Origin of the sequence: Rathayibacter rubneri (assembly GCF_023743255.1) — a bacterium.
GTDB classification, from domain to species: Bacteria; Actinomycetota; Actinomycetes; order Actinomycetales; family Microbacteriaceae; genus Rathayibacter; species Rathayibacter rubneri.
Map to the genome: position 1 here is coordinate 155,616 of NZ_JAMRYM010000002.1, position 12,288 is coordinate 167,903.

Consider the following 12,288-nt stretch of genomic DNA (forward strand, 5'->3'; position numbering starts at 1 on the left):
ATGGCCGGGACCCTGAAGGTCAGCGTCGTCTCCGCCAACGCGGAGGTGTGGTCGGGAGAGGCGAAGCAGCTCACGGCCCGCACCGTCGAGGGCGAGATCGGAATCCTGGCCGGACACGAGCCGCTGCTCGCGATCCTCGCCACGGGCGAGGTCCGCGTCACCGCGGTCGACGGCACGCGCATCACCGCGCAGGCCGATGACGGATTCCTGTCCGTCGAGAACGACGTCGTCACCGTCGTCGCCCGCGAGGCGGCGCTCGTCTGAGACACCGCCGCTCACCGCGGCACCGGAGGGGCCGGGCGATCATCACGATCGCCCGGCCCCTCCGTCGTGCGCCCTGCGTGGTGCGAGCAACCGAAGGAGAACCGTGCACGTCCTGCTGCCGCCGTCCGAGACCAAGCGCCCCGGGGGCGCCACCGTGTTCGCCCTCGAGGCGCTCGCGTTCCCGGAGCTCTCGTCGCTCCGACGCGAGCTGCGCGACGCGCTGGTGGAGCTCTCGGCCGATCCCGAGGCGTCGGCCCGGGCTCTGAAGCTCAGCCCGCGGCAGACCGGGGAGATCGAGCGCAACGCAGAGCTCCCCCTCGCACCGGCGATGCCGGCGATCGACCGCTTCGACGGAGTCCTCTACGACTCGCTCGGGGCGGCGACGCTCGACGCAGCGGAGCGGTCGTTCCTGGCGCGGACGGTCCTCATCCAGTCGGCGCTGTGGGGCCCGGTCGCCGCGCTGGATCCGATCCCCGCCTACCGGTTGTCGCACGACTCCCGGATCCCGGGGAAGCCGCTCAGGCGGTGGTGGGCCGGGTCGGCGGGCGCGGCACTGTCCTCGCTCGAGGGTCTGGTGCTCGATCTCCGGAGCGAGGCCTACGCGGCCCTCGGCCCGCTGGCGAGCGGCGAGGGCCGGTTCTTCGTCCGGGTGCGCTCGCGCGGCGCGGACGGGGTCCTCCGCAACCTGAACCACTTCAACAAGCAGAGCAAGGGGCTCTTCGTGCGGGCCCTCGCGGAGGACGCCGTCGCGACCGACTCGCTCACGGAGCTCTCGAGGTGGTCGGCGGGCAGAGGGTTCGAGCTCTCCCTGAACGAGTCGACCGGTGAACTGGATCTGGTGGTCCCCGAGGCCTGACTCAGGCGACCGCGCGGAAGCAGCCCCTGACGTGGTCGTCGACGATGCCGGCCGACTGCTGCAGCGCGTACATGGTGGTCGGGCCGACGAAGCGGAACCCGGCCTTCCGGAGCGCTCGGGAGAGAGCGAGCGAGGACGCGGTCCTCGTGGGGATCTGATCGACGGAGACCGGTGCCGATGCCGTGCGCTCGTCGCGGACCGACCAGACCAGACGATCCAGTGCGCCCTCGCCGTCGCGCTCCCGCAACGCCACGACGGCCTGGGCGTTCCCGATCGTCGCGATGATCTTGGCGCGGTTGCGGATGATGCCGGTGTCGTCCATCAGCCTCTCGACGTCGTCGCCGTCCATCCGGGCCACGACGTCCGGCTCGAAGTCGTGGAAGACCTGTCGGAACCTCGGCCTCTTGCGGAGGATCGTGATCCAGGACAGACCGGCCTGGAATCCCTCGAGGCAGATCTTCTCGAAGAGCGGGCGGTCGCCGTGGAGCGGGAAGCCCCACTCCTCGTCGTGGTAGCGGCGGTACTCCCGGTCCTCGCCCGACCAGGTACAGCGGAGGAGGCCGTCCTCGCCGAGGAGGACGCCGTCGGGCGTCGTCATCGGTGCGGGATCCCCTCGTGATCGAGCAGCCAGGCCTTCGTCGGGACGCCTTCGCCGCCGCTGTAGCCCGTGATGCGTCCGTCGCCCGCGAGCACGCGGTGGCAGCCGATGATGATCGGGATCGGATTGCGGCCGACGGCCCCTCCGATCGGGCGGCCCGCTCGAAGGCGCCCGGTGGCGGCGCCCAGGGCCCCGTACGAAGTGATCTCCCCCCAGCCCAGACCCTGCAGCGCGCGCCAGATCTCGAGCTGGAACACCGTGCCGCGCAGGCTCAGAGGCAGATCGAAGGTCTTGCGGGTTCCGGTGAAGTACTCGTCGAGCTGGGTCACGGCCGCGTCGAGGACGGGATCGTCCGACTCGCGGAGGTGGTCGTGCGGGAGCTCGTCGGATCTCGCGATCGCGAGCGACACGACGGACTCGCCGTCGCCGCCCACCTCGATCCTGCCGAGCGGGCTCGTCGTGCGGCGGACGAGGAGGGGAGTCGTTCTCATGCCACGAGAGTACCGACGGGTCCCCGTCGCGACCGGCGGGAATCGGACATCGGTGCACAGGTCGAGCAGAGAGCGGGTGGGGAGGAGCCAGGGTGGTTCGGGGTGGCACCGCGCACGGTCGCCGGAGACGAGGGCGCGGCGGCCGGCCGGGACTCCTCCACAGGAGCGCCTTCGGCCGGGCCGTCTTCGGAGGCGGCCGAGCGCTCCAGCGGCGCCGCGTCCGGACCGCCACTCTGCAGCCATGACTCTCCACGACACGACCGCCTCCCTCCTCCACCGCCGGACCCTCGCGCAGGTGCCGCGACTCGTCGGCTTCCGTCCTCGCGAGAGCGTCGTCCTGCTGCCGGTGCGGGACGGGTCGACGACCGGAGCCCTCCGCTTCGACCTGCCGCACGGAGACCCTGTGCCGTCGGTCGGGGCGTTCCTCGGCGCGCTCGGACGGTTCGGTCGGGCGGACTCGGTCGTCGCCGTCGTCTACACCTCGAGCGCGCGCAGAGGGGAGGGAGTCGCGGCAGCGCTTCGCGGACGTGCCCGGGAGCTGTCGGTCGACGTCGTCCAGGTGCTCGACGCCGAGAACGATCCGCCCGGCGGGTCCTCCGAAGGTGCGATCGCCGCGGCGCCGGAGCAGGCGCGATCGGTCTCGGAGCACGTCGACGCACTGCTCGACCGTCATCCTCGGGCGGAGCTGCCCGCACGCCTCCGGGGCAGCGTCGACGGACTGCTGCGGCGGACCGCGGAGGGCGGCGCTCGCCTCCCGAGACCTGCTCTGACGGCCGCGCTGATCGTCAGTGCGCAGCGGCCCGGCTGGATCGGCCACGCCCTGTCGCTGGTCTCCCAGCCGCGTGGGGTGCCCCCGCGGGCCGCGCTGCTCTCGGCGATCGCCCTCGTCTCGGCGGTGGCCGAGCTCACCCCGAGGACCGAGCGGGCAGCGGTGCTCGTCCTGCTCGCCGTCCTGCACTGGTCCACCGGCGATGCCGAGGAGGCCGCCCGCGTGGCAGGGGAGGCGCGGCGGACGGATCCGCACGAGGAGAGCGCACGGCGACTGCTCGCAGCACTCGGACGCGGGGAGCGCGCACCGTGGCTGGTCGGGCAGGAGCGCGCCGCGTGACCCCGCGGCGCGCTCGTCGCTCAGAGCCGCGACCAGGCCTCCGTGAGGACGCCGCGCAGGATCTGCTCGATCTCGTCGAACTCCTTCGGACCGACGGTGAGCGGTGGTGCGAGCTGCACCACCGGGTCGCCGCGGTCGTCGGCGCGGCAGTACAGGCCGGCGTCGAAGAGCGCTTTCGACAGGAACCCGCGGAGCAGGCGCTCGGACTCGTCCTCGTCGAAGGTCTCCTTCGTCGCCTTGTCCTTCACGAGCTCGATGCCGAAGAAGTACCCTGCTCCGCGCACATCGCCGACGATCGGCAGGTCGAGCAGCTTCTCGAGCGTCGAGCGGAACACGGGCGAGTTCTCGCGGACGCGCTCGTTGAGCTTCTCCTCCTCGAAGATGTCGAGGTTCTCGAGCGCGACCGCCGCCGAGACCGGATGCCCGCCGAAGGTGTAGCCGTGCGGGAACGACACCTGGCCGTGCCGGAAGGGCTCGTAGATGCGGTCGCTGACGATGGTGGCTCCGATGGGGGAGTAGCCGCTCGTCATCCCCTTCGCGCAGGTGATCATGTCGGGGACGTAGCCGTACTCGTCGCACGCGAACATGTGGCCGATCCGGCCGAAGGCGCAGATCACCTCGTCCGAGACGAGCAGGACGTCGTGGCGGTCGCAGATCTCGCGCACGCGCTGGAAGTAGCCGGGAGGGGGCGGGAAGCAGCCGCCGGAGTTCTGCACCGGCTCCAGGAACACCGCGGCGACCGTGTCCGGACCCTCGAACTCGATCATCTCCTCGATCCTGTCGGCGGCCCACACGCCGAACGCCTCGAGATCGTCCCCGTGCTGTGGAGCCCGGTAGAAGTTCGTGTTGGGCACGCGGAATCCTCCGGGGACCAGCGGCTCGAACATCGACTTCATCGCGGGGATGCCGGTGATGGCGAGAGCTCCCTGCGGAGTGCCGTGGTACGCGACGGAGCGCGAGATCACCTTGTGCTTGCCGGGCTTGCCCTGGAGCTTCCAGAAGTGCTTCGCGAGCTTGAAGGCCGTCTCGACGGCCTCGCCTCCTCCGGTCGAGAAGAAGACCCGGTTGAGGTCGCCCGGCGCATGGTCGGCCAGGCGGTCCGCCAGCTCGATGGCGGAGGGGGTCGCGTAGGACCACAGGGGGAAGAAGGACAGCTCGGACGCCTGCTTGGCGGCGGCCTCGGCGAGGCGGCGCCGCCCGTGCCCGGCATTGACGACGAACAGGCCGGAGAGGCCGTCGAAGTACTTGCGGCCGGTGCTGTCCCAGATGTGGTGGCCCTCACCCCGCGTGATGATCGGGACGCCGGCACCCGAGTCCATCACGGACTGCCGGGTGAAGTGCATCCAGAGGTGGTCCTTGGCCTTCTTCTGGAGCGCGACGTCGTCGACCCCGCTCGGCGCGTCGGTGCCGCTGACGGCGTCGCCCGACTCGAGGGCGTCGGTGGAAAAGGCTGTATCGGTCATGGCTTACCGCGTTCCCCAGTTGTAGAACTGCTTGTGGAGCTTGAGATAGACGAAGGTCTCGGTCGAGAGGACTCCCGGCAGCGAGCGGATCTCCTGATTGAGGAGAGCGATGAGGTCGTCGTCGTTCTCGCAGACGACCTCGGCGAGGATGTCGAAGGTGCCGGCGGTGAGGACCACGTAGTCGACGGCCGGGATCGCGGCGAGACGGTCGGCGACCTCGCGCGTGTCGCCGGTGACGCGGACGCCGATCATCGCCTGACGGTAGAAGCCGAGCTGCATCGGATCCGTGACGGCGACGATCTGCATCACGCCGGACTCCGTGAGCTTCTGCACCCGCTGCCGGACCGCTGCCTCGCTCAGGCCGACGGCCTTGCCGATCTCGGCGTACGAGCGGCGCCCGTCCGCCTGCAGCTGCTCGATGATCGCCTTCGACACGTCGTCGAGCTGGACGGGGCGCTGTGAAGGAGGGCGGTTGGGGCTCATGCGACGATCCTGGCAGTCGGGGGATGCCGCGGCAAGTGAATCCGCACGCCCGACCCCCGTCCGTGCACGGATTCCACCGTCGTCGGGGGGAGCGCTGCGAGCCCGTTCCGGGGCGGTCGCCGCCGGTGACGCGCTCGGCCGGGAGAGCGCTCTGCCGCCCCGCCGCCAGCAAGTAGCATCGGAGGGTCCTCCGCCGCTCGCGCGGGCGGTGGAGCGCAGACGAGGAGACGCGATGACGCAGATCGGCCGCGGCCGCGCCTCCGTCACCGTCCCCGTCTCGGCCTGGAGCTCCGATGCACCGTCGGCGGAGGTGACGCTCGGCTGGGCCGCGAGGACGCACACGGGCCTCGTGCGCAGCGGCAACGAGGACAGCTACCTGGCGAAGTCCCCGCTCTTCGCGGTGGCCGACGGCATGGGCGGCCACGCGGCGGGCGAGGTGGCGAGCGACGCCGTCGTCTCGCGGCTCTCGACGGCGGCGACCGGGGCGACGGTCGGCGCCGAGGAGATCGACCGGGCTCTGCGTGACGCCGTGAGCGACATCGCGCGGCAGTCGCAGTCGGCCGACCGCGGCACCGGGACGACGGTCACCGGAGCGGCGCTGACCGCCGTCGGAGGTGAGCCCTACTGGTCGGTCTTCAACATCGGCGACTCCCGGGTGTATCTGTGGGTCCAGGGGTCGCTGGTGCAGCTGACCGTGGACCACTCGGTCGTGCAGGAACTGGTCGACGCAGGGCTGATCTCGCGCGACGAGGCCGACGTGCATCCGCACAGCAATGTCATCACGAGGGCGGTCGGCTTCCACGAGGCCCCCATCCCCGACTACCGCCTCGTGCCGGTCATCGCGCCCTCACGCCTCCTCCTCTGCTCCGACGGGCTGACGAAGGAGCTGACGGACGCGGGTCTCGAGCACCTCCTCTCCTCGACCACGAGCGCGCAGGACGCGGTCGACGCCCTTCTGGACGCCGCGCTCGAGAACGGCGGGCGCGACAACATCACCGTGATCGTGGTGGACGTGCTCGACGTCACGGGCGAACCGGGCTGATCCCCGCCGTCCGGGCGGTGGGGCGCGGACGCCGGATAGCATGGAGGACGGAAAGGGCGTTCTCGGTGATCTGCAGCACGTGTGGCTCCACCCTCGCCTCGGGCGCGATCCTCTGCGGCGAGTGCGGCAGCCCGGTGGCGACGCACGCGACCCCCGGGCTCTCGAGCCCGACGTCGTCCGGCGACACCACGGTGCTCGACCCCTCGCGCCGCGCCTGGCTGCCCGGACTGGCTCCGGGGCGTCACCGCCGCCCAGCGCCCGGCGCGCCTCTCGCCCCTCCGGTCCAGGGGCTCGTCCGCCTGTCCTTCGGCACGGGTCATCACGCGATCGTGACGGGCACGGGACTCGTCGGGCGGCAGCCGCTGCCCGATCCCGGCGAGAACGTGCGCCACATCCTCGCGATCCCCGACGAGACCCGGTCGCTGTCGAAGACGCACCTCGAGTTCGGCTTCGACGAGGGCGGACTGTGGGTGCGGGACCGATGGTCGGCGAACGGCACCGTGCTGGTCGCTCCCACGCAGGCGCCGCTCCCGCTGGAGGCCGGGCGCCGCTACCGCGCCAAGATCGGCAGCCGGGTGCTGCTCTCCTCGGTCGAGATGGCCGTCGAGCGGGTCGACGGCTCCTCCACAGGCACCAGCCGTCCCCCGATCACCCGCTGACCTCCCACGCGCTCGTGTCCTCCGTTCTGATGGGGGGATGACCCTCCCGATCCGCGCGGCGGCTCCCCGCCCTCCGACCCGGCCCTCCGCCCCGGCGCGCCCGTCCTTCCCCTGGGTCGCGGCGCTCGCCCCCGTCCTCTCGGCGGTCGTGCTGTACGCGGTCACCCGCTCGCCGATGATGCTCGCCTTCGCCGCGCTCGGCCCGGTAGTGGTGATCGCCTCCTCCCTGGACGCGGGGAGGGTCCGTCGCCGGACTGTGCGGCGGGAGGCGGAGCGGTACGACCAGGAGCTGCGGGCCTACGACGCGGCGCAGACGGCACGGGCTCGGGAGGAGCTCGAGGCGATGAGGACCGCCGCTCCCGACGCCAGGGCGATCCTGCGCGGCGGGCTTCCGGCCGACGCCCGCTGGCGGCGGAGGGCGAGAGAGTTCGAGCCGGTCCTCGGCAGGGGCACAGTCGTCGTGGCGGCGGGCGGGGACGTCCGGTCGATCGCGGACGCGCCGCTCCGCGTCCCCTTCTCGGTCGGGATCGGGGTCGTCGGGCCGCCCGTCGTCGCGCGGGCGTTCGCGCGGGGGCTCCTGCTCCAGGCGCTGGAGCTGGTGGCTCCGGACGAGCTCGGTATCGTCCTCCCCCCGGGGCGCGAGTGGGACTGCCTCCGGTCCGCCCCTCACGTGCGAGGGGAGACGGCCGGCGTCCGGTGGCGGGTGTGCGAGATCGGCGCCGACGCGAAGCCCGGGGGAGGGACGGACCTGCTCGTTCTCGCGGGGTCGGCGTCCGAGCTCCCTCCGTCGTGCCGCTGCGTCGTGGAGCTCGGAGGACGCGGTCCGGACCGCGTCGTCGGCCGCGAGGGCGCAGGTCGCGCGGAGGAGCTGACGGTGGCCTACGTCTCGGCCGGCGAGGCGCTGCGGTTCGCGGAGGCCCTCGCCCGCTCCGCAGGATCGGCCGGCGAGCGAGCGATGCCGGAGTCCGTGAGCCTGTCGGAGCTCGGTGCGCTCGAGCGGGTGGGCGGCGAGAAGGGGCTGCCGGTCGTCCTCGGGATCGGACCCGCAGGGCCGGTCGAGATCGATCTGGTCGCAGACGGACCCCACGCCATCGTGGGCGGGACGACGGGGAGCGGGAAGAGCGAGCTCCTCGTCGCGTGGGTCCTCGCCCTCGCGGCGCGGCACGGTCCGGCGGGGGTGACCTTCCTGCTGGCCGATTTCAAGGGCGGCGCCGGATTCGCTCCGCTGGCGGCGCTGCCGCACGTGACCGGGGTCATCACCGATCTCGATCAGCACGGGGCCGACCGCGCCTTCGCCAGCGTCGCCGCCGAGCTGCGCCGCCGTGAGCGGCTGCTGGCGGAGCGAGGGGTTCCCGACATCGCGCGGCTGCCTGTGGGAGCTCTCGCCCGGCTGATCGTGGTGGTGGACGAGTGCGCGGTCGTCCTCGAGCGCTCTCCCGATCTGCACCGCGCCTTCGCCGACATCGCCGCCCGGGGCCGCTCGCTCGGAGTGCATCTCATCCTGTGCACCCAGAGACCGGTCGGCGTCGTGCGTGATGCGGTCGCCGCCAACTGCGGCCTCCGCATCGCCCTGCGCGTGCACGACCCCGCCGATTCGCGTTCGCTGGTGGGCAGTGACGCCGCCGCTCGGATCCCGCACCGCGCTCCCGGCCGGTGCATCGTCGCGCACGGTGGACGGAGCACGCTGATGCAAGCGGCGCTGCCTCGCACGGACGACGCGGCCCGGGCAGCGCTGCCCGCGGATCGGGAGGTGCCGGTGCATCGTCCGTGGCTGGATCCGCTGCCCTCCCGTCTGCCGGCGCCCGCGCCCCAGGCCGGGCGGCTGCTCCTCGGAGTCGTGGACAGGCCGGGGGAGCAGAGGCAGGACGTCGTCGAGCTCACCCGGTCCTCTCTCCTCGTCCTCGGGGCGGCGGGCTCCGGGCGGTCCACCGCTCTCCGGCAGCTCGCTGCGCAGATCCCGGGGCGGGCGGTCCTCGGGCCCGACGACCTCGAGGAGGTGTGGGACTCGGTCACCGGAGGCGAGGGACCGGTCGTCATCGACGATCTCGACCTGCTGCTGCGCCGCTGCGCCGACGAGGGGCGGCGACGACTGCTCGACGCTCTGCAGACGGCGGTGCGCTCGGGGCGCCGGAGGATCGTGCTGTCCGCACGGCGGACGACGGACGGGATCGCGGCGTTGAGAGAGGGGGTCGACGACGTCCTCCTGCTGCGCACCGCGAGCAGACAGGAGCACCAGCTGCTCGCCGGCGACGGGGAGCCGTACCGTCCGGAGCTGCCGCCGGGAGGGGGGTGGTGGCGCGGGGAACGCATCCAGGTCTTCGCTCCGTCGACCCCGCCCGCCGCCCGGCTGCGGCGGCGCCCCGAGGCCGTCCGGCTCGACGCGGTGCCGATGGTCGTGGTCACGAACGCCTCGGGCGCGGTCCGGAAGCGGATGGAGGCGTGGTGCGCGATCAGCAGCGTGCCCGAGGCGCTCGCCCTGGACGGGGCCCTCCCGGAGGGGATGGTCGTCGGCACTGCCGCGGACTGGGCACCCGCCCGCGCACTGCTCGCCCGGGCGCGCCGGACCGGGCTGGTCGTGCTCGACGTCCCGCCTGCCGAGGCGCGGATCCTCCTCGGACCGCTGCCCGATCCTCCGCTCTGCGCCCCGGGGTCCCTCCTCGTCGAACAGCACGGGGAGGTCCGCAGAGCGCGGTGGCCCGACGGTGCGCCGGGGACCGGCCCTACCGGAGGAATCCGTGGCGAAGAGGGCTCGGAAGCGCGGAATTCGTGACGATCATGTTTCCGAATGTCCGGTTTCGTCTGTTGCGCGTCGACAGGCCACTGGCGCTGTGCCAGTATTTCCCCACGTTCACGCCGGTGAGCCTCCCGCCGCACCGACGAAGTCAGGAGCCGCAGCCATGACCCGTCCCCTCCCGAGGGATCCCGTTCTCCGCGAGGCGATCGCCGTCGCCCGCTCCCGGGAGCGCGAGCGGCGCGCGATGCTCTCGCGCCGTGCGGTCCTCAGTGGTCTCGGCCTCGGGGCGGGTGCCCTGGCGCTCGCCGCGTGCGCGCCGGTCAGCCGTCCGGCCCCCACGGCCGCCGCCGACGGATCCGCCGACGACCCGCGGCTCGTCTGGGACAACTGGCCCGCCTACCTCGATGAGGACGACGAGGGCGCGTACCCGACCCTCCTCGCCTTCGAGGAGCAGAGCGGCATCTCGGTCACCTACAACGTCGCGGTCGACGACAACAACTCCTACTACGGCAAGGTCAAGGACCAGCTGGCGCTCGGGCAGTACATCGGCGCCGATACCGTCTGCCTGACCGAGTGGATGGTCTCGCGGCTCGTCCGCCGCGGCTTCGTCCAGGAGCTCGACCACGCCAACATCCCCAACCTCGCCAACCTCAGCCCGTCTCTCGCGAACCCGGACTTCGATCCGGGCCGCCACCTCTCGCTCCCGTGGCAAGCGGGCTTCGCCGGCATCTGCTGGAACAAGGAGAAGCTGCCGAACGGGCTGGCGAGCGTCGAGGACCTGTGGGATCCGGAGCTGCGCGGTCGCGTCGGCGTGCTCAGCGAGATGCGCGACACGATCGGCCTGATCATGCAGGCGCAGGGGACGGACATCGCCGGATCGTGGGGCGACGACGAGTTCATGAACGCGATCGACGTCTTCCGCAAGCAGGTCGACGACGGTCAGATCCGCAACATCAAGGGCAACGCCTACCTCAACGATCTGCAGAACGAGGACACCCTCGCGGCCATCTGCTGGTCCGGGGACATCACCCTGATCAACGCGGAGGCGGGCGACAAGTGGGAGTTCGCGCTCCCCGACTCCGGCGGCACCCTGTGGAACGACACGTTCGTCGTGCCGATGGGCTCGAAGCGGAAGGCCAACGCGGAAGCCCTCATGAACTACTACTACGAGCCGGAGGTCGCCGCCGAGGTGGCCGCCTGGGTCAACTACATCACCCCCGTCGACGGAGCGAAGGACGCCATGGAGAGCATCGACCCGGAGCTGGCCGAGAACCAGCTGATCTTCCCCGACGAGCAGACGCTGTCGCAGGCGCACGTGTTCCGCACGCTCACCGCGTCGGAGGAGAAGGACTACCAGGCCGAGTTCCAGAAAGTGCTGCTGGGTATCTGATGGCGACGGGAACCTTCGCAGAGAGCGGCGCCGACCTCCAGCTGGTCGGGATCAGCAAGCAGTACCCCGGATTCACGGCCATCGACTCGCTCGATCTGACCATCCCGGCCGGGTCGTTCTTCGCGCTCCTCGGCCCGTCGGGCTGCGGCAAGACGACGACTCTGCGCCTGGTGGCCGGGCTCGAGGAGCCCTCGGCCGGCCGCATCCTGATCGGCGGCGAGGACGTCACCGCGACCAAGACCTACCAGCGGCCCGTGAACACCGTCTTCCAGTCGTACGCGCTGTTCCCGCACATGTCGATCCTCGAGAACGTCGCCTTCGGTCTGAAGCGCCGGCGGATCGACGATCCGGTCGGCAAGGCGCACGAGGCGCTCCGCCTCGTGGAGCTCGACCACCTCGCGCAGCGACGCCCCTCCTCCCTCTCGGGCGGGCAGCAGCAGCGCGTCGCCCTCGCCCGGGCGATCGTGAACCGCCCGGCGCTCCTGCTGCTCGACGAGCCGCTGGGAGCGCTCGACCTCAAGCTGCGCCGGCAGATGCAGCTCGAGCTCAAGTCGATCCAGGAGGAGGTGGGCCTCACCTTCCTCCACGTCACCCACGACCAGGAGGAGGCCATGACCATGGCCGACACCGTGGCCGTGATGAACAAGGGCCGGATCGAGCAGATGGGCGCTCCGGAGGAGCTGTACGAGCTCCCGCGCACCGCCTTCGTCGCGAACTTCCTCGGCCAGTCGAACCTCTTCACCGGCGAGGTCGTCGGCTCGACGGACCGCGCCCTCACCGTCGAGGCCGGCGGGCACCGGATCACGGTCCCCTCCGCCCGCTCGGCGCGCACGAGCGGCGAGGTGACCATCGGCATCCGCCCCGAGAAGCTCCTGCTGCTGACCGAGGCGCCCGGCGATCTGCCCGACCGCAACGTCCTCGGCCCGGGCATCGTCGTCGACGTGTCCTTCAGCGGGGTCAGCACGCAGTACACCCTCCAGATGCCGGGACTCGGGCCCGTGGTCGTCTTCGCCCAGAACATGGTCTTCGGACCGGTCGTGGGCGAGGGCGCCCAGGTCTGGGTCAGCTGGAGCACCGAGCACGGCTTCGGCCTCGCCGACGAGCCGGGGTCGGTGCCGCGGTTCGACGCCGACGACTCGACCCGGGCGATCGCCCTGCAGAAGCGCGGCCTGCTGGCCGGGCGAGCCGGGGGAGCGTAGG

The 12,288-nt window shown here is 72.0% G+C and carries 12 protein-coding genes; 8 read left to right on the forward strand and 4 right to left on the reverse strand.

Annotated elements, in window-relative coordinates; all coding sequences use genetic code 11:
- Positions 1 to 264 carry a F0F1 ATP synthase subunit epsilon gene (locus tag NB037_RS01605; RefSeq protein ID WP_056866841.1) on the forward strand — a complete coding sequence of 88 codons (264 nt, stop codon included), beginning with the start codon at positions 1 to 3 and terminating at the stop codon, positions 262 to 264.
- Between the two features lie 103 nt (positions 265 to 367).
- On the forward strand, positions 368 to 1,120 hold the full coding sequence (locus NB037_RS01610; RefSeq protein ID WP_251943001.1) for a YaaA family protein: 753 nt from the start codon (positions 368 to 370) through the stop codon (positions 1,118 to 1,120).
- Position 1,121: 1 nt separating this feature from the next.
- Here the strand turns inward: NB037_RS01610 and NB037_RS01615 are convergent, their stop codons facing one another.
- Positions 1,122 to 1,718, reverse strand: a complete 597-nt coding sequence (locus NB037_RS01615; RefSeq protein ID WP_251943004.1) for a DNA-3-methyladenine glycosylase I — start codon at positions 1,716 to 1,718, stop codon at positions 1,122 to 1,124.
- Entirely contained in the window at positions 1,715 to 2,209 is a 495-nt protein-coding gene (locus NB037_RS01620) for a methylated-DNA--[protein]-cysteine S-methyltransferase (RefSeq protein ID WP_251943006.1), read from the reverse strand. The genes NB037_RS01615 and NB037_RS01620 overlap by 4 nt, the downstream gene beginning before the upstream one ends.
- Before the next feature lie 241 nt (positions 2,210 to 2,450).
- On the opposite strand from NB037_RS01620, the gene NB037_RS01625 reads away from it, so the two are divergent.
- Positions 2,451 to 3,317, forward strand: a complete 867-nt coding sequence (locus tag NB037_RS01625; protein ID WP_251943008.1) for a DUF4192 family protein — start codon at positions 2,451 to 2,453, stop codon at positions 3,315 to 3,317.
- Positions 3,318 to 3,337: 20 nt separating this feature from the next.
- Here the strand turns inward: NB037_RS01625 and NB037_RS01630 are convergent, their stop codons facing one another.
- On the reverse strand, positions 3,338 to 4,780 hold the full coding sequence (locus NB037_RS01630; protein WP_279308467.1) for an aspartate aminotransferase family protein: 1,443 nt from the start codon (positions 4,778 to 4,780) through the stop codon (positions 3,338 to 3,340).
- A gap of 3 nt (positions 4,781 to 4,783) precedes the next feature.
- Positions 4,784 to 5,263 carry an Lrp/AsnC family transcriptional regulator gene (locus NB037_RS01635; RefSeq protein ID WP_077223368.1) on the reverse strand — a complete coding sequence of 160 codons (480 nt, stop codon included), beginning with the start codon at positions 5,261 to 5,263 and terminating at the stop codon, positions 4,784 to 4,786.
- A 232-nt stretch (positions 5,264 to 5,495) separates the two neighbouring features.
- Between NB037_RS01635 and NB037_RS01640 the strand changes: the two genes are divergently transcribed.
- The 5 genes from NB037_RS01640 to NB037_RS01660 all read left to right on the forward strand — a co-directional run bounded on the left by NB037_RS01640 (position 5,496) and on the right by NB037_RS01660 (position 12,287).
- Positions 5,496 to 6,305, forward strand: coding sequence for a PP2C family protein-serine/threonine phosphatase (locus NB037_RS01640; protein WP_251943010.1), 810 nt, complete (start codon positions 5,496 to 5,498; stop codon positions 6,303 to 6,305).
- A gap of 65 nt (positions 6,306 to 6,370) precedes the next feature.
- The gene (locus NB037_RS01645) at positions 6,371 to 6,964 is read left to right on the forward strand and encodes a hypothetical protein (protein WP_207402948.1); all 594 of its coding nucleotides are present in this window, start codon (positions 6,371 to 6,373) and stop codon (positions 6,962 to 6,964) included.
- A 37-nt stretch (positions 6,965 to 7,001) separates the two neighbouring features.
- Entirely contained in the window at positions 7,002 to 9,734 is a 2,733-nt protein-coding gene (locus NB037_RS01650) for an FtsK/SpoIIIE domain-containing protein (RefSeq protein WP_251943012.1), read from the forward strand.
- A 127-nt stretch (positions 9,735 to 9,861) separates the two neighbouring features.
- Positions 9,862 to 11,088 carry an ABC transporter substrate-binding protein gene (locus NB037_RS01655; RefSeq protein ID WP_251943014.1) on the forward strand — a complete coding sequence of 409 codons (1,227 nt, stop codon included), beginning with the start codon at positions 9,862 to 9,864 and terminating at the stop codon, positions 11,086 to 11,088.
- Complete coding sequence (locus NB037_RS01660) at positions 11,088 to 12,287, forward strand: ABC transporter ATP-binding protein (RefSeq protein WP_251943017.1); 1,200 nt, start codon at positions 11,088 to 11,090, stop codon at positions 12,285 to 12,287. Before NB037_RS01655 ends, NB037_RS01660 begins: the two co-directional genes overlap by 1 nt.
- The last annotated feature ends 1 nt before the right edge of the window (position 12,288 follow it).